The sequence below is a fragment of the Diaphorobacter caeni genome (assembly GCF_015354245.1).
Classification (GTDB): Bacteria; Pseudomonadota; Gammaproteobacteria; order Burkholderiales; family Burkholderiaceae_C; genus Diaphorobacter_A; species Diaphorobacter_A caeni.
On record NZ_JADKYZ010000014.1, the window covers coordinates 59536 to 75113 of the forward strand.

Here is a 15578-nt window from a genome sequence, read left to right on the forward strand (position 1 = left end):
GCCACACTGCAACCATGCCAGCGTTGTGTTTCCCCGCAATGTCAGGAGATTTCCGCATGACCGCTTTTGTCGAGGCTGCCTCGCCCCACGTGATGAACACCTATGGCCGCGTACCGATCGCTCTGGAGCGAGGCCAAGGCGTGCGACTGTGGGATGTGAACGGCAAGGAATACCTCGACGGACTGGCGGGCATCGCGGTGAACACGCTCGGCCACAACCATCCCAAGTTCGTGCCCGCGATCCAGGAGCAGGTCGCCAAGCTGATCCACACCTCGAACTACTACCACATGCCCGGCCAGGAAGTCCTCGCCAAGCTGCTGGTCGAGCGCTCGAAGATGGACAACGTGTTCTTCTGCAACACCGGCCTCGAAGCCAACGAAGCCGCGATCAAGATCGCCCGCAAGTACGGTGTTGACAAGGGCATCGCAAAGCCCGTGATCGTGGTCTACGAGCATGCCTTCCACGGCCGCTCCATCGCCACCATGACCGCCACCGCCAACGAGAAGATCCGCAACGGCTTTGGCCCCCTGCTCGACGGTTTCCTGCGCGTGCCGGTCAATGACATCGAGGCACTCAAGAAGGCCACCGAAGGCAACCCCGACATCGTCGCCGTGATGATGGAGCCCATCCAGGGCGAAGGCGGCCTGCACCCGATGCGCGCCGAGTACATGAAGCAGGTGCGCGCGCTGTGCGACGCCAATGGGTGGCTGATGATCCTCGACGAGGTGCAGGCCGGCATGGGCCGCACCGGCAAGTGGTTCGCCCACCAGTGGTCCGGCATCGTGCCCGACGTGATGTCGCTCGCCAAGGGCCTGGGCTCGGGCGTGCCGATCGGCGCGGTCGTCGCGCGCGGCAAGGCATCCGAGGTGCTCAAGCCGGGCAATCACGGCACGACCTTCGGCGGCAACCCGCTCGCCATGCGCGCCGGCATCGAGACCATCCGCATCATGGAAGAAGACCAGCTGCTGCAGAACGCCGCCGATGTGGGCGAGCACCTGAAGTCCGCGCTCAAGGCCGCATTCGCCGGTGAAAAGGGCGTGCTCGACGTGCGCGGCCAGGGCCTGATGATCGGCGTCGAACTCGACCGTCCCTGCGGCGCGTTGATCGGCCGTGGTGCGGAAGAAGCCAGCCTGCTGTTCTCCGTGACGGCCGACACCGTGATCCGCCTCGTGCCCGCACTGATTCTCTCGCGCGCCGAAGCCGACGAGATCGTGGCCCGCCTCGCGCCGCTGGTCAAGAAGTTCCTCTCGGAAGGAGCCCCCAAGCAATGAAGCACTACCTTCAGTTCTCCGATTTCACCGCCGACGAGTACAACTACCTGTTCTCGCGCGCGGCGATCATCAAGGGCAAGTTCAAGAGCTACGAGAAGTACCACCCGCTGTTCGACCGCACGCTGGCCATGATCTTCGAGAAGGCCAGCACGCGCACGCGCGTGAGCTTCGAGGCGGGCATGTACCAGCTCGGCGGCAGCGTCGTGCACCTGACGACGGGCGACAGTCAGCTCGGCCGCTCCGAGCCGATTGACGACAGCGCCAAGGTCATCAGCCGCATGACCGATCTCGTCATGATCCGCACGTTCGAGCAGAGCAAGATCGAGCTGTTCGCAGCCAACTCGCGCGTGCCGGTCATCAACGGGCTGACCAACGAGTTCCATCCCTGCCAGATTCTTGCCGACATCTTCACCTTCATCGAGCACCGCGGCTCGATCACGGGCAAGACCGTGACCTGGGTGGGCGACGGCAACAACATGGCCAACACCTGGCTGCAGGCCGCTGAGCTGCTGGACTTCACCGTCCACGTCAGCACGCCGAACGGCTACGAGGTCGACGAGAAGCTCGCCTTCGGTGGCCGCACGCCGCGCGACGGTTGCTACAAGGTCTTCTCCGACCCGATGGAGGCCTGCAAAGGCGCCGATCTGGTCACAACCGACGTGTGGACCAGCATGGGCTACGAGGCGGAGAACGAAAAGCGCATGAAGGCCTTCGCCGACTGGTGCGTGGACTCCGAAATGATGGCCGCCGCCAAGCCCGACGCCCTCTTCATGCACTGCCTGCCCGCCCACCGCGGCGAGGAAGTCATGGCCGACGTGATCGACGGACCGCAATCCGTCGTATGGGATGAGGCGGAGAACCGGATGCACGCTCAGAAAGCGTTGATGGAATACCTGCTGCTGGGCCGCCTCTCGGCCTGATCGCACACACCACCACCATGGTTCAGGCGCACATCCACACCGAGCTCCCGAACCATCGCACCATCAAAAGCCTGCTCGCCTTGCGCTGCAGGCTTTTTCTTTGCCAGTCGCGCGCACAGCGCCAGCACATCGAGCGGCGAAAACTCACGCGCGTGCGCCGCACCGACGCATCACGCATTCCCGGCCACTACGGCCCGCACGAGCACCTCACGCTGGCCGTGAGAGCGCTGCATGTGCGCATCCACATCTTCACGCTGAAGTTCCTTCAGGGTCATACCTAAGAGCATGTTGACGATCTCAACACGCTCCAAATTTTCCGGCCCGCTCCGTTCGTCCGCACCCGGCAGCTCGCGCATTCGCCCATGAATGCGCGGGCCGCCCGTGCGTCGTTGCCTTGTCCGAAAACTTTCATTTGCCCTGAATCACCATGTCCTGCACACCGGCTATCCATCCGTGCGTCAACTGCGGTGCGTGCTGCCATACCTATCGCGTCGAGTTTCCCGTCTACGAGCTGAAATCCATGGGCGGCAGCGTGCCCGATGCACTCACCCACACCGTCAACGGCAACCGCGTGCGCATGAACGGCACGGCACAGTTCCCGGTGCGCTGCCACGCGCTGACCGGCGGTCTGGGCGTCGAATCGATCTGCTCCATCTACGAGCAGCGCTCATCGACCTGCCGCAACTTCGACTTCGACTCCGACCGCTGCCATGAAGCACGGGCCAGGCATGGCTTGCCACCGCCGCAGCCCAACGACCCGATCTTGCCGCTGGCCGCATGAAGCAAGAAAAAACGGCGCAACCTGCTCATCGCACGTTGCGCCGTTCCGGCGTTCAAAAAAGGGGCTGCGGCTCAGTGCTGATCGCCCATGTGGCTGCGGATGTTGCCGTGCAGCGTCACGGGCTTGCTGTCCGAAAACTCACCGCCCGAAGTGCCGCACGATTTGCCCGCTCCGGGCGGGCTGTCGCAGCTGGAGCAGCCGCTGCCGCAGCCCGACACCTGCGCGAGCTTCGGGTTGATCTTGCCCAGCGGGTTGCGCCATTTCTGCGGCATGTAGCGCCACAGAACATAGAGCACCGCCGCGACGACGATGAGTCCCACAACGAGTGATTGGGTCATTCGACTAACCTCCAGTCAGCACACGACGATGGCACGCGCGCGAGGCCTCAGCCCCAGCCCAGCGCCACCGCGACGTGATAAACGATGAGACAGGCAATGTAGGCCAGCCCGAACAGGTAGGCAGCCATGATCGCCACGTATTTCCAGCTGTTGGTCTCGCGGCGCACAGTCGCCAGCGTGGCGAGGCATTGCGGCGCGAAGATGAACCAGGTGAGCAGCGACAGCGCGGTCGCGAGCGACCACTGGCTTGCGATCAGCGGGCCGAGCTGGGCGGCGGTGTCATCGCCCGAGGCGGACAGCGCGTACACGGTGCCGAGCGCACTCACCGCCACTTCGCGCGCGGCCATGCCGGGCACCAGTGCGATGCAGATCTGCCAGTTGAAGCCGATGGGCGCGAAGACCAGAGCCATCGCTTCGCCGATGCGGCCCGCGAGGCTGTAGGTGATGGCCGGTTCGGTCGCGCCGTCAGGAGCGCCGGGGAACGAGGACAGGAACCACAGCACGATGGTCAGCGCGAGGATGATGCCGCCCACCCGCTTGAGGAAGATGATGGCGCGCTCATACAGGCCGATGATCAGGCTGCGGATGCTGGGCCAGCGGTAGGCGGGCAGTTCCATCATCAGCGCGGCGCGGCCCTGGCGTGCGCCGAAGCGCTTGGCGACGTAGGCGACCGCCATGGCGCTCACGATGCCGGCGATGTACAGCGCGAACAGCACGAGGCCCTGCAGATTGAACAGACCGCCGATGGTGCGCTCCGGAATGAACGCTCCGATCAGCAGCGCATACACCGGCAGACGCGCCGAGCAGGTCATCAGCGGCGCGATCATGATGGTGACGAGGCGGTCGCGCCAGCTTGGGATCGAGCGCGCGGCCATCACGCCGGGAATCGCGCAGGCAAAGCTCGAGAGCAGCGGAATGAACGAGCGGCCCGAAAGACCCACCGTGCCCATCACGCGGTCGAGCAGGAACGCGGCGCGCGGCAGGTAGCCCGAATCCTCGAGCACCAGAATGAAGAAGAACAGAATCAGAATCTGCGGCAGAAACACGATCACGCCACCCGCGCCCGCGATCACGCCATCGGCCAGCAGGCTGCGCAGCGGACCATCGGCCATGTGGCCGTTGAGCCATTCGGCGGCCGATGCGGTCGTGGCATCGATGAAGTCCATCGGCACCGCAGCCCATGCGAACACGGCCTGAAAGATCAAAAACAGCAGCGCCGCCAGCAGCACCAGCCCCCACACCGGATGCAGCACGATGGCGTCGATCTTGTCATCGCGCGCGAGCTGCACGGCAGGCGTCTTCACCGCCAGATCGAGAATGCGGCGCACCTCGTCGTGCAGCGCAAGCACGCGCTGCGCCGCGTCGCCCTGAAGTTCCTTTTTCTCCGGGACGGCGTTCTTGAGCTGATCGGCATCGATCCACTGGAGCAGATCCTGCGCACCGTCCGCCTTCACCGCGACGGTGGAAATCACCGGCACGCCAAGTTCGCGGGAGAGCACAGCCTCGTCGATCACGATGCCCTGCTTTCGCGCCATGTCGGTCATGTTGAGCACCAGAACCATCGGCAGACCGAGGTTGCGCGCTTCCAGCACGAGGCGAAGATTCAGGCGCAGGTGCGTCGCGTCGGTCACGCAGGCCACCAGTTGCGGCAGCGGCTCGCCCGCGCGGCGACCCAGCAGCACGTCGCGGGTGACGGCCTCGTCCAGGCTCTGCGCGTGCAGGCTGTAGGCGCCCGGCAGATCGAGCATGCGCACGCGCTTGCCGCCCGGCGTGGTGAGCCAGCCCTCCTTGCGCTCCACGGTCACGCCCGCGTAGTTCGCCACCTTCTGGCGCGCGCCGGTCATCAGGTTGAACAGCGCCGTCTTGCCGCAATTGGGATTGCCCAGCAGCGCCACATGCAGCGCGCCGCCCGAAGCTGGTTGATTGCTTGCGCTTGTCGTCATCTCTTGCCCTCGTATCTCGATTTGTCTTTGTCGTCAGGTCGTGGCCGGTTGCACCAGCACGAACGCCGCTTCGTCACGGCGCAGCGCGAACGTCGCCTGTCCCACGCGGATCGCAAGCGGATCGGCACCGGGAAAGCCCGTGGCAAGCACGCGCACCTGCTCTCCGGGCAGAAAACCAATCTCCATCAAACGGAGCACCAGTTCTTTCTCACGCTCGTCGCTCGCGGGTTTGAGAGCGATGACGACGCCCTCCTGGCGGCGACCAAGCGTGTCCAGAGCAATGGCGGCAGGTGCCGCCAAACCGCTTGAAAGTGGCTTCCCGCTTGATTCTTGTGGCTGTACTCGCATGTCTTGTGGATGTGTCCTGAATGGTTTTAATTCTCATTCTAAAAGAGACCGGACGATTCGAGGTGGAATTCGGCGAGTGTCCCTTTGATGTGCATCGGTACGTAACGTGCGCCCATTCGCCCTGCCCATGCCAGTCGCCAATCTCCCCACCGCAGGTCAACTATTGAAACGACCCGGTCGCCAGCCTCCCTAGAATCCACCCCATCCGACAGCTCTGCTTGTGCCGCGTGACGGCTGAGAGGGACACCCCCGCCTTTGTGCCCATCCCGTGCTTGCGCCCGCAAGCGTCCGCCGCCACGCCTCAAGCTTTGTTTGCCTCCGTTGACCACATCGGATGCCTGCGCGCGCCTGCCTCGATCCCGTGGCTGTGCGCGCTTTGGCATTCAGGGAACCCGACTTGATGCCTCCGACCTCTTCATTGACCGCACGCCACCACGCGATGGGACTGGCGCTGCTGCTGGCGCTTGCGTTGGCTCTTCCGCTGCGCTCGCACGCCGCCACCGAAACACGGCTGCGTGCGCAGGACGTGGCGCTGATCGCGGCCTCCTGCGCCAACTGCCATGGGCCCGATGGCCGCTCCGTCGGCGAGATTCCGTCGCTGCGCGGCGCCACCTCCGCCCACCTGCAGCAGCGCATGCGCGACTTCAAGTCCGGCAAGGCCGCTGACGCCACCGTCATGACCCGGTTGATGAAGGGCTACGCGGACGACGAGATCGACGCGCTCGCGCAGTGGTTCGCCGATCCCGCCACCTCCACAGCCTCCACAGCCACCTCCGCCACTACCGCCACACGGAAGGAGGCCCAATGATGAACACGCCCTCCCGCTCCATTGCGACCATGGATCGCCGCGCGGTCCTGACCCACGCGCTCGCCGGAGCCGCCACTCTGTCCGCCCCGGGCTGGGTGCGCGCGAAGAGCGCATCGGCCCATGTCGTCGTCATCGGCGGCGGCTTCGGCGGCGCCACGGCCGCACGCTATCTGCGCGAACAAGCGCCGCAGCTGCGCATCACGCTGATCGAGCCCGAACAGCGCTTCTACACCTGCCCTTTTTCCAATCTCTACCTTGCAGGCTTGCGCAGTTGGGAGAGCATCGGCCACGGCTTTGACGGCCTTCGCGCAGCGGGCATCCAGGTGATCCATGCGCGCGCCGACGACGTAGACCACTCCGCGCGCACGGTGAAGCTTTCCAACGGCCAGACCCTCACCTATGACCGCCTCGTGCTCTCGCCCGGCGTGGACATGCGCTGGGGAGCCATCGCGGGCTACGACGAGCAGGCCGCGCAGAAAGCGCCGCACGCATGGAAGGCCGGCGCACAGACGCAGCTTCTGCGCAGGCAGATGGAGGCGATGGACGACGGCGGCACCTTCGTCATGACGATTCCGGACAACCCGTTCCGCTGCCCGCCCGGCCCCTACGAACGCGCGGCGATGGTGGCGCACTATTTCAAGCGGCACAAGCCGCGCAGCAAGATTCTGCTGCTCGACGCCAAGGACAATTTCTCGAAGAAGGCGCTGTTCCAGCAAGGCTGGAAGGCGCTCTACGGCGACATGATCGAATGGGTGGGCCTCGCGGATGATGGACTCGTCACGCGCGTCGATGCGGCCGCGCTCGAAGTCGAGACCAACTTCGGCACGCGCCACAAGGCCAGCGTGCTCAACGTGATTCCGCCCCAGAAGGCCGGCTTCATCGCCGAGCGCGCGGGCATGACCGACGCGAGCGGCTGGGTGCCCGTGCGCGCCGAAACCTTCGAATCGCGACAGGTCAAGGGCGTCTACGTTCTGGGCGACGCGACCATCGCCGCACCCATGCCCAAGTCCGGCTTCGCCGCCAACACCCAGGGCAAGCTGGCCGCCGCCGCCATCGCCGCCGAACTCACCGGCAAGCCGCTGCCCGCCGCCGTCTACGCCAACACCTGCTACAGCCTGGTCGGCACGGACTACGGCATCTCGGTCGCGGGCGTGTACCGCGCGCAGGAAGGCAAGCTCATCGAGGTGCCCGACTCCGGCGGCGTGAGCCCGATGGACGCCAGCGACGCCTTCCACGCGGCCGAGGCGCGCTACGGTGCGGCCTGGTACGCCGCCATCAGTACCGACATCTGGGACCGCTGACATGGATGCCTCATCCTCTTCCTCCTCCGTTTCCACCTTGCTGTGGGCCGGATTCGCGTTGGGCTGCACCTTTGGCGCGGCGGCGCGCGCAAGCCGCTTCTGCCTGTTGCGTGGCCTGCGGGAATGGCTCACGCCCACCGCGCCGCAGGCCCGTCGCCACGGCGCGCCCGCGCTGCAGACGTTCGCCCTCGCACTGGCCGTCGCGCTGCTCGCCACCCAGTGGCTGGCCCATGCGGGGCAGATCGATCTCGGCAGCGCGCAGCCCGTGCGCGGCAACATCTCCGTCGTCGGCATGCTGGTCGGCGGTCTGCTCTTCGGCATCGGCATGACGCTGGCCCGCGCCTGCGGAGCCCGCGCGCTGGTGCTACTCGCGGGCGGCAACCTGCGCGCGCTGATCACGCTGCTGTGCATGGCGATTGCCGCGCAGGCCACGCTCACCGGCGTGCTGTTTCCGGTGCGCCAATGGCTGCAGGGCTTTGGCCTCGTCACGCTGCCGCATGCGACGCTGCCCACGCTGCTGCAGCAAGGCGCGGGCCTGCCGGGCATGGTCGCGCTGATCGTGGGCGTGGGCCTGCCCGTGGCCGCCCTGCTCGCCTATGCCTTGTGGCAACCGGCCCTGCGCCGAGGCAGCGCCGCGCAGTGGATCGGTGCCGTCGTCATCGGCGCGCTCGTGGCCGCCGGTTGGTGGATCACCGGGCATGTCGGCATCGACCCGTTCGAGCCCGTGCCTCTCACCTCGCTGAGCTTCGTCGGCCCCGTCGCCGAAGCGGTGCTCTACCTGCAGGTGGCCGTGGGGCGCACGCTGAACATCGGCCCTGCCATCGTCGTGGGCACGCTCTGCGGCGCGGCAGCCATGGCGCTCGCCACACGCACCGCGCGCTGGGAAGGCTTTGACAGCCCCGCGCGCTTCGCCGCATCGGCCATCGGCGGCCTGCTCATGGGCCTGGGAGGCGTGCTGGCCGTGGGCTGCACCATCGGCCAGGGCCTCAGCGGCCTCTCGACCCTCGCCATCGCGAGCATCCCCGCCGTGATCGGCATCGCTGCCGGAGCGGTGCTGACGATCCAGATTCAATCCACCATTTTTCACACGCAACCAGAGGGACTACCAGCATGAAACGTCGCAACTTCCTCATCACCCCATCCGCGCTTGCACTGGGCGCTGCGGCCACCGTACCGGGCATCGCCCACGCGGCCCCCACCATCATCACGCCGCAGTCGCGCATCCTCCCGCGCGAGGGCAAGGGCCCGCGCATCGTCGTCTGCGGCGGCGGCTGGGGCGGCATGACCGCCGCGCGCTATCTGCGCGAGCTGATCCCCAACTCCGACGTGGTGCTGCTTGAGCGCAACCCCACGTTCTGGTCCGGCCCGATGAGCAACAAGTGGCTCATCGACGTGGTGAACACCGACTTCGTCAACCACGACATGCTGCGCCCCGCCAACAAATACGGCTACAAGCTGCTGCAGTGCGAAGTCAACGGCTTCGAGCGCGACAAGAAGCTGGTGCGCACCTCGCTCGGTGTGATCGACTACGACTACCTGATCCTCTCGGGCGGCATCCGCAACGACTACGAGGCCTGGTTCGGCAACGACCAGCGCGCCATCGACTACACGCGCAAGCACTTCCCCAACGCCTACATTCCCAATCAGGAAATGCTGGCGCTCAAGCAGAAGGTCAAGGACTTCAAGGGCGGCACGCTGGTCATGACGCTGCCTCCACCGCCGCACCGCTGCCCGCCATCGCCCTACGAGCGCGCCTGTCTGATCGCGTGGCACATCAAGAAGAACAAGATCCCCGGCAAGATCCTCATCCTCGACCCCAAGCCCAAGATCGCACCCATCGGCGTGGGCTACAAGCAGGCGTTCGACGAGCTGTATCCCGACATCATCACCCACGTGCCCAACGCGCGCGTGCAGGAGGTCGATCCGTTCAACAAGAAGATCAAGACCGCCGCGGGCGAGTTCAAGTTCGACGACGCCATCCTCATGCCACCGCACCAGGCGGCCGACATGGTCTGGCACGCCGACCTCATCGGCAAGACGCCGGACGGCAAGCCCACCGGCTGGGCCGACATGCACCCGCGCCTGTTCAACGCGCACAGCGACGAGAACGTCTACTTCGTCGGCGACCTGATGGGCACGATCTCCGACCAGTTCGGCCACTACCCCAAGAGCGGCCACGTGGCCAACTACATCGGCCGCATCGTCGCGCAGAACATCGCGCAGCGCGTGGCGGGCAAGGAAGTCACGCTGCTGCTGCCCGACAACCTCTGCTACATGATGGTCAACGGCGATCCGCAGGAAGAGATCTCGGTGAAGTTCGAGTACGAGGTCGATCCCACCGGCAAGGTCATCCAGACGCAGATCGACATGGACGTGCGCACCGCCGATCTGGTGAAGGAAGACTTCGCCTGGGCGCGCAGCAAGTTCAGCGACTTCCTGGCGATCTGATGATGAAGACAGCACATCCCCAGCACGTCACGCGTCGCGCGCTGATCGCCGGCGCGGCAGGCGCCACCGCGGCATTGGCGCTCCCGGCCGCAGCCCAGACGGCGGCGGCGCCTGTTGCCAAGTCACCGCTGGTCGGTCCTCTGGCACCCAATCCCGTCGAATTCAAGAAAGCGTTCGACGAGTTCACGCGCGGCAAGACGCCCAAAACCGAGGGCCTGCTGCTCGACGTTTCGGTGCTCGCCGACAACCCGAGCGCCGTGCCTGTCAAGGTCAAGGTCGATCTGCCGATCACCGACAAGGACTGGTGCGAGGAAATCATTGTGCTCGCCGAACTCAACCCCTCGCCCCTCGCCTGCCGCGTGAAGTTCACCCAGGCCAACGGCACGGCCGAGGCCTCGGTGCGCGTGCGCCTGTCGCAGTCGCAGACCCTGCACGCCCTCGCCCGCATGAAGAGCGGCCAACTGCTCACGGCCAAGCAAGCCGTCACCGTAGCCGCCAGCGGCTGCGGAATGTGAGCGCGAAATGTGAAGGAGAAATTCGCATGAACAACGGCAAACCACCACGCATCTGGGTGAGCAACGCCACGCCGAAACAAGGCGAGGTGATCCGCGTGCGCGCGCAGATCGAGCACATCATGGAGAGCGGCCTGCGCACCGACGCAGACGGCAAGATCCGCCCGCGCAACATCGTCACGTCCTTTGAGGCCCGACTCGGCAGCACGCCGCTGTTCACCTGGGAGCCCGGCATCAGCGTCTCGCAGAATCCCTACATCGAATTCACGTTTCTGGCACGCGAAAGCAGCGATCTGAATTTCCTGTGGAAGGACGACACGGGGCAGACGCTCACGGCGAAGAAAGCCATTGCGATCGCCTGAACGGCGGATAGTTGAATCGGGGTGTCTGGCTCTTTCGTGCAAGGATGAAGCCGCACCCCCGATTGCGAAATAATGGCAGCCCCGCGAAACACCGGCCAGCGCTGCCACCATGCCTTCCACCTCCGAACACCCCTGCCTCACCTGCGGCGCCTGCTGCGCCAGTTTCCGCGTCGATTTTTCCACCATGGAAACGCAGGAGTGCGGCGGCAGCGTGCCCGATGGGCTGGTGGTTCCGGTCACCGAGCACACCGCCCGCATGCGCGGCACCGATCATGCGTCGCCGCGCTGCGCGGCGCTCACCGGAAAGATCGGCGTGAAGGCCGCCTGCGGCATCTACGAATGGCGGCCTTCGCCGTGTCGTGAGTTCGATGCCGGATCGGATGCCTGCCAGCGGGCGCGGGCGCGGCACGGCATGCCGGTGCTGGACGATCCGCTCGCCGCGTAGCTTGCTCACAAACGGGTTGCGTCACGGTACGATGCACGCCATGAGCGATCCGCAATCCCCACCATCCCACGCCAGCGGCCCCAGAATCTGGGACATCTCCGCGCCCGTGCATGTCGGCACGCCGGTCTTTCCGGGCGATACCGAGTACGCGCAGCAATGGAACGCCACGATCTCGCCGGGCTGTCCCGTGAACGTGGCGACGATCACGCTGTCGCCGCATGTCGGCACGCATGCCGATGCGCCGCTGCACTACGACACGCAGGGCGCGACAGCGGGCCATGTGCCGCTGGACGCCTACATCGGCCCCTGCCGCGTGATCCACGCGATCGGAAGCGGCGCGCTGATCCGCTGGGAAGACATCGCGCATGCGGCGCAAAACCTGCCGCCGCGCGTGCTGGTGCGCACCTATCGCCGCATGCCCGTCGACCGCTGGGATGCGGAGCTCACCGCCTATGCGCCCGAGACCGTCGAGCGACTGGCCGACCTTGGCGTGCGGCTCATCGGCATCGACACCGCAAGCATTGATCCGGCCAACAGCAAGACGCTGGATTCGCACCAGATCATCCGCCGGCGCGACATGCGCGTGCTCGAGAATCTGGTGCTCGACGACGTCGCGGAAGGCGACTACGAGCTCATCGCGCTGCCGCTCAAGCTCATCACGGCCGATGCCTCGCCGGTGCGCGCCATCCTGCGCGAACTCAACTAGGAAACCTCTGCGCGAATGGGATCGTCTAGCCGCTTGACGATCGATTCGTGCAGAGGCTCCCCAGGACTGGTCAACGCAAATACACCCCCAGCAACACATTGAGCAGCGCCATCAGCGCGACCGCCGCCATGTCCGTCCACAGCACGGTCATCTGAACCCAGCGACGGCTCCGCAGCGCCTCGGGCGGCGCGAGGTGGCAGGCCATCTCGATCTTGCCGGGCGATGCCATCAGCAGCAGCGCCGCGCTCACGTTGTGCACCGCCATGAAGGGCAGCAAGGGCACAGAGAGCGCATGTGCGATCTCGGCCTGGGTGGCGGCGAACATCGCGTTCGCTCCGGTGTTCGAGCCCGTCACGAAGCCCCCCAGCGCACCCACGAACGGTGCCGCAAACAGATACGCCACGCCCCCGGCCGACAGCGCACGCGCCAGCTGCGCGGCCATGCCCGAGACCGCCATGAGCACCCCGAGCACGATGAACAGACCCGTCACGGGAGCCACCTGCGACCAGGATTTAGCGCTGCTCCCGAGCACCGCCGACGACGGCAGCCCGCGTGAAAAATACAGCGCCGCGATGAACAGCCACACGCCCGGCGACGCCAGCACATGCAGCGCGGGCGAGAGCTGCAGCACGCGCAGAACCACGCCTGCCAGCAACACGCCGAGCAGCAGCACCGCATAGGCCGTGAGTGCACGCGCACCCAAGGGACCAAGCGCAACAGACGCCACGCCATCCTTCGCCTTGCGCGCCCCGAAATGCCCGCGCGCGAGAAACAGCAGAATCATCACCAGCGCGCCCAAAGCCCCGGCAGGCGCGGTGCCCACCGTGAGGTTGGCTGCGGCCACCGCCACCGTCAGCAGCAGGCCCGACACGGCGCCCTGCACCACCGCCTTGCCGCGCGCCCCCGGCTCGCTCGCCAGCCACGCCGCCACCACGCCAGTGATCACGAACGGAATCACGCTCACGTAGGCCGACGCCACGCCCAGCGCATCGAGCGGCAGTCCCGCCATCGTCGCCGCGATCAGCGTACCCGGGCCCATCGAGCCCCACGGCACGGCGCACAGCCCGAGCAGCCCGATGACGGCCACCTTGCGCGCCGACAGCCCGCAATGCACCAGCAGCGGAATGCCGATGGTGATGCCAATGCCAAAGCCCGTCAGCGATTCGGCAAACGGCGTGACGCCATGCACCACCAGCAGCACCGCGCCCACGCCGTGGCCGGTGCGCGCCAGAATCCATTGCGCCAGCGCCTTCTGCGCGCCCGCCACGCGCAGCACCTCCGACAGCAGCAGCCCGCCGCCCACGATCAGCAGCACCTCCACCAGCACCGGCAGCCACACGCGCAGCGCCGCAAGCGCCACATCGCCCGTGATCGGAAACGCCGCCGCCATACCCACCAGCGCCAGCACCACACCCAGCAACGCGGCATGCAGCGACCGCACACCCGCAAACAGCGCCACAATCACCACCAAGACCGGCAGCGCACTCCACACCAGCTGCATTTCGCCACTCCGTTAAAATTTCGCTAAATTTCGTTTACGCAAGTTTATTTGCGGATAGGAAATTCGTCAAATCATGTCCCTCCACGAGATTTCGTCCCCCGCAGAACCCGATGTGCAGTTCGGCCTCGCCGTGCGCTCCCGCCGCTCGCAACTCGGTATCACGCTCGATCAGCTCGCCGAAGCCAGCGGCGTGTCGCCCGGTGCGCTCTCGCGCGTGGAGCGCGGCCTGCTCGGCGCGAGCCTGCGCAACGCGCTCGCGATTGCGCGCGGCCTGGGCTGTGAACTGGGTGAGCTGATCCAGTCGGAAGGCGAAGTGCAGATCACGCGCAAGGGCGAGCACCGGCGCTATGTGCACGAGGAATCCGGCGTCGAACGCCTCGCCCTTGCCCACCCCTCGCCGGGGTTGGAACTGGTGCAATACAGCCTGCCGCCCGGCGCCAAATCCACCCACTTCTCCGCCCACCGTGCGGGCACGCGCGAGGTGTTCCATATTCTCGAAGGCGACGTGCGCGTGTGGATCGGCCAGGAATCCGTGCTGCTCAACGCGGGTGACACCGCCGTGCTCGACATGGACACCGAACACCGTTTCGCCAACGAGGGCCGCAAGATCGCGCGGCTCATGCTGCTGGTGATTGCCCCGGTGAAATGACGCGCACGGGCACCGACCCGCACCCTACAATTTCGCACCTCACAAAGAGCAAGAAACGCCGTGGTTCAGCGCGCACAACGAAGCTCTGAATCACTCTTCACCATTTCAAAAGAATGACCAGCACCATGCGAGACAAACCCGCCAGCACCACCGAATCCATCGTCAAGGACGAAAAAGCCAAGCTCGATTTCAGCCGCGACATGAGCTACGGCGACTATCTGCATCTCGACGAAATCCTCAACGCCCAGCACCCCTTGTCGCCCGCGCATGATGAGATGCTTTTCATCGTGCAGCACCAGACCAGCGAACTCTGGATGAAGCTCATGCTGCATGAACTGCGCGCGGCCATCGCCGCCATCGCAGGCGGCACCCGCGCCGACGCCTTCAAGATGCTCGCCCGCGTGAGCCGCATCATGGAACAACTGGTCAGCGCCTGGACCGTGCTCTCCACCATGACCCCGCCCGAATACTCGGCCATGCGCCCTTACCTCGCCAATTCCAGCGGCTTTCAAAGTTATCAATACCGCAGCATCGAGTTCTCGCTGGGCAACAAGAACGCCGCCATGCTCAAGCCCCACGAGCACCGCAGCGACCTGCTCGCTCAAGTCCAGGCCGCCTACGAAGCCCCCTCGCTCTACGACGTATCGCTCCAACTGCTGTCACGCGAAGGTTTGAACGTGCCCGCTGACCGCCTGCAACGCGACTGGACTCAGCCGTACGAATACAGCGAAGGCGTGGAAGCCGCCTGGCTGGAGGTCTACCGCGACCCGCACAAATACTGGGACCTCTACCAACTCGGCGAAAAACTCGCGGATATCGAAGACGCATTCCGCCTCTGGCGCTTCCGCCATGTGACCACCGTGGAACGCGTGATCGGGTTCAAGCGCGGAACGGGGGGGACTGGCGGGGTGAGCTATCTGCGGAAGATGCTGGAGGTGGTGCTGTTTCCGGAGATTTGGCGGTTAAGGACGGCGCTTTGATGTGAAATCGAAGGTTCAATTTCGGCCAAATTCAGTCGTACCGCTGAGTGTCGGCAATAGAAAGTGAAGAACGCCCCACCTAAGAGCGGCTAACACAACTTCAATTTGAGGGCTCCAAAAGCATTTATGCTTCACAGCCTCATGTCCCGAGCCCCCATCAGCAAAGAGTTGTGGCAACAACTGCAACCCCTCATTCCCCCGTTCATTGCATCCCGCAAAGGTGGTCGCCACCGCACCATCAGTGATGAAGCCGCCTTCAACGGCA

Annotated in this window: 18 protein-coding genes and 1 pseudogene; 15 read left to right on the forward strand and 4 right to left on the reverse strand. The window is 65.5% G+C overall.

Annotated features, from left to right (window positions below; genetic code table 11):
- Positions 1-56: 56 nt before the first annotated feature.
- The 4 genes from ISG32_RS25890 to ISG32_RS25905 all read left to right on the forward strand — a co-directional run bounded on the left by ISG32_RS25890 (position 57) and on the right by ISG32_RS25905 (position 2972).
- Positions 57-1271 (forward strand): aspartate aminotransferase family protein, encoded by a 1215-nt coding sequence (locus tag ISG32_RS25890; RefSeq protein WP_194773896.1) that lies wholly within the window; start codon positions 57-59, stop codon positions 1269-1271.
- Entirely contained in the window at positions 1268-2191 is a 924-nt protein-coding gene (gene argF, locus ISG32_RS25895; RefSeq protein WP_194773897.1) for an ornithine carbamoyltransferase, read from the forward strand. The genes ISG32_RS25890 and argF overlap by 4 nt, the downstream gene beginning before the upstream one ends.
- 17 nt (positions 2192-2208) lie before the next feature.
- The gene (locus tag ISG32_RS25900) at positions 2209-2472 is read left to right on the forward strand and encodes a hypothetical protein (protein ID WP_194773898.1); all 264 of its coding nucleotides are present in this window, start codon (positions 2209-2211) and stop codon (positions 2470-2472) included.
- A gap of 146 nt (positions 2473-2618) precedes the next feature.
- Entirely contained in the window at positions 2619-2972 is a 354-nt protein-coding gene (locus tag ISG32_RS25905) for a YkgJ family cysteine cluster protein (protein ID WP_194773899.1), read from the forward strand.
- 71 nt (positions 2973-3043) lie between these two features.
- Here the strand turns inward: ISG32_RS25905 and ISG32_RS25910 are convergent, their stop codons facing one another.
- From ISG32_RS25910 to ISG32_RS25920, 3 genes are read right to left on the reverse strand one after another with little or no spacing between them, the layout of a single operon-like run.
- Positions 3044-3310 carry a hypothetical protein gene (locus tag ISG32_RS25910; protein WP_194773900.1) on the reverse strand — a complete coding sequence of 89 codons (267 nt, stop codon included), beginning with the start codon at positions 3308-3310 and terminating at the stop codon, positions 3044-3046.
- Between the two features lie 47 nt (positions 3311-3357).
- Positions 3358-5253 (reverse strand): ferrous iron transporter B, encoded by a 1896-nt coding sequence (gene feoB / locus ISG32_RS25915; RefSeq protein ID WP_194773901.1) that lies wholly within the window; start codon positions 5251-5253, stop codon positions 3358-3360.
- A 33-nt stretch (positions 5254-5286) separates the two neighbouring features.
- A complete protein-coding gene (locus ISG32_RS25920; protein ID WP_194773902.1) occupies positions 5287-5601 on the reverse strand; it encodes a FeoA family protein in 315 nt (104 codons plus the stop codon).
- Positions 5602-6001: 400 nt separating this feature from the next.
- Between ISG32_RS25920 and ISG32_RS25925 the strand changes: the two genes are divergently transcribed.
- From ISG32_RS25925 to kynB, 8 genes are all read left to right on the forward strand, one after another.
- Entirely contained in the window at positions 6002-6409 is a 408-nt protein-coding gene (locus tag ISG32_RS25925; RefSeq protein WP_194773903.1) for a c-type cytochrome, read from the forward strand.
- The gene (locus ISG32_RS25930) at positions 6409-7710 is read left to right on the forward strand and encodes an NAD(P)/FAD-dependent oxidoreductase (protein WP_228530121.1); all 1302 of its coding nucleotides are present in this window, start codon (positions 6409-6411) and stop codon (positions 7708-7710) included. Before ISG32_RS25925 ends, ISG32_RS25930 begins: the two co-directional genes overlap by 1 nt.
- A 1-nt stretch (position 7711) precedes the next feature.
- Positions 7712-8824, forward strand: a complete 1113-nt coding sequence (locus tag ISG32_RS25935) for a YeeE/YedE family protein (protein ID WP_194773904.1) — start codon at positions 7712-7714, stop codon at positions 8822-8824.
- On the forward strand, positions 8821-10158 hold the full coding sequence (locus ISG32_RS25940; protein WP_194773905.1) for an FAD-dependent oxidoreductase: 1338 nt from the start codon (positions 8821-8823) through the stop codon (positions 10156-10158). Before ISG32_RS25935 ends, ISG32_RS25940 begins: the two co-directional genes overlap by 4 nt.
- Positions 10158-10673, forward strand: a complete 516-nt coding sequence (locus ISG32_RS25945) for a thiosulfate oxidation carrier protein SoxY (protein WP_228530122.1) — start codon at positions 10158-10160, stop codon at positions 10671-10673. The genes ISG32_RS25940 and ISG32_RS25945 overlap by 1 nt, the downstream gene beginning before the upstream one ends.
- Positions 10674-10699: 26 nt before the next feature.
- Positions 10700-11032 (forward strand): thiosulfate oxidation carrier complex protein SoxZ, encoded by a 333-nt coding sequence (soxZ, locus tag ISG32_RS25950; protein WP_194773906.1) that lies wholly within the window; start codon positions 10700-10702, stop codon positions 11030-11032.
- 109 nt (positions 11033-11141) lie between these two features.
- Positions 11142-11477, forward strand: a complete 336-nt coding sequence (locus ISG32_RS25955; protein WP_194773907.1) for a YkgJ family cysteine cluster protein — start codon at positions 11142-11144, stop codon at positions 11475-11477.
- Between the two features lie 40 nt (positions 11478-11517).
- A complete protein-coding gene (gene kynB / locus ISG32_RS25960) occupies positions 11518-12183 on the forward strand; it encodes an arylformamidase (protein ID WP_194773908.1) in 666 nt (221 codons plus the stop codon).
- 70 nt (positions 12184-12253) lie between these two features.
- Here kynB and ISG32_RS25965 read toward each other — a convergent pair whose 3' ends face one another.
- Positions 12254-13684 carry an L-lactate permease gene (locus ISG32_RS25965; RefSeq protein ID WP_194773909.1) on the reverse strand — a complete coding sequence of 477 codons (1431 nt, stop codon included), beginning with the start codon at positions 13682-13684 and terminating at the stop codon, positions 12254-12256.
- 73 nt (positions 13685-13757) lie between these two features.
- Here ISG32_RS25965 and ISG32_RS25970 point away from each other — a divergent pair, with 73 nt between their 5' ends.
- The 3 genes and pseudogenes from ISG32_RS25970 to ISG32_RS25980 form a co-directional block, all read left to right on the forward strand.
- On the forward strand, positions 13758-14333 hold the full coding sequence (locus tag ISG32_RS25970) for a helix-turn-helix domain-containing protein (RefSeq protein WP_194773910.1): 576 nt from the start codon (positions 13758-13760) through the stop codon (positions 14331-14333).
- 125 nt (positions 14334-14458) lie between these two features.
- Complete coding sequence (kynA, locus tag ISG32_RS25975; protein WP_228530123.1) at positions 14459-15313, forward strand: tryptophan 2,3-dioxygenase; 855 nt, start codon at positions 14459-14461, stop codon at positions 15311-15313.
- Between the two features lie 126 nt (positions 15314-15439).
- Positions 15440-15578 (forward strand): annotated as a pseudogene (locus ISG32_RS25980) (IS5/IS1182 family transposase); the annotation flags it as partial.

What these genes read in the sequence shown, in the direction of transcription:
- ISG32_RS25890 (WP_194773896.1), top strand. Translation starts at nt 57, where the DNA reads ATGACCGCTTTTGTCGAGGCTGCCTCGCCCCACGTGATGAACACCTAT.
- argF (WP_194773897.1), top strand. Translation starts at nt 1,268, where the DNA reads ATGAAGCACTACCTTCAGTTCTCCGATTTCACCGCCGACGAGTACAAC.
- ISG32_RS25900 (WP_194773898.1), top strand. Translation starts at nt 2,209, where the DNA reads ATGGTTCAGGCGCACATCCACACCGAGCTCCCGAACCATCGCACCATC.
- ISG32_RS25905 (WP_194773899.1), top strand. Translation starts at nt 2,619, where the DNA reads ATGTCCTGCACACCGGCTATCCATCCGTGCGTCAACTGCGGTGCGTGC.
- ISG32_RS25910 (WP_194773900.1), bottom strand. Translation starts at nt 3,310, where the DNA reads ATGACCCAATCACTCGTTGTGGGACTCATCGTCGTCGCGGCGGTGCTC.
- feoB (WP_194773901.1), bottom strand. Translation starts at nt 5,253, where the DNA reads ATGACGACAAGCGCAAGCAATCAACCAGCTTCGGGCGGCGCGCTGCAT.
- ISG32_RS25920 (WP_194773902.1), bottom strand. Translation starts at nt 5,601, where the DNA reads ATGCGAGTACAGCCACAAGAATCAAGCGGGAAGCCACTTTCAAGCGGT.
- ISG32_RS25925 (WP_194773903.1), top strand. Translation starts at nt 6,002, where the DNA reads ATGCCTCCGACCTCTTCATTGACCGCACGCCACCACGCGATGGGACTG.
- ISG32_RS25930 (WP_228530121.1), top strand. Translation starts at nt 6,409, where the DNA reads ATGAACACGCCCTCCCGCTCCATTGCGACCATGGATCGCCGCGCGGTC.
- ISG32_RS25935 (WP_194773904.1), top strand. Translation starts at nt 7,712, where the DNA reads ATGGATGCCTCATCCTCTTCCTCCTCCGTTTCCACCTTGCTGTGGGCC.
- ISG32_RS25940 (WP_194773905.1), top strand. Translation starts at nt 8,821, where the DNA reads ATGAAACGTCGCAACTTCCTCATCACCCCATCCGCGCTTGCACTGGGC.
- ISG32_RS25945 (WP_228530122.1), top strand. Translation starts at nt 10,158, where the DNA reads ATGATGAAGACAGCACATCCCCAGCACGTCACGCGTCGCGCGCTGATC.
- soxZ (WP_194773906.1), top strand. Translation starts at nt 10,700, where the DNA reads ATGAACAACGGCAAACCACCACGCATCTGGGTGAGCAACGCCACGCCG.
- ISG32_RS25955 (WP_194773907.1), top strand. Translation starts at nt 11,142, where the DNA reads ATGCCTTCCACCTCCGAACACCCCTGCCTCACCTGCGGCGCCTGCTGC.
- kynB (WP_194773908.1), top strand. Translation starts at nt 11,518, where the DNA reads ATGAGCGATCCGCAATCCCCACCATCCCACGCCAGCGGCCCCAGAATC.
- ISG32_RS25965 (WP_194773909.1), bottom strand. Translation starts at nt 13,684, where the DNA reads ATGCAGCTGGTGTGGAGTGCGCTGCCGGTCTTGGTGGTGATTGTGGCG.
- ISG32_RS25970 (WP_194773910.1), top strand. Translation starts at nt 13,758, where the DNA reads ATGTCCCTCCACGAGATTTCGTCCCCCGCAGAACCCGATGTGCAGTTC.
- kynA (WP_228530123.1), top strand. Translation starts at nt 14,459, where the DNA reads ATGCGAGACAAACCCGCCAGCACCACCGAATCCATCGTCAAGGACGAA.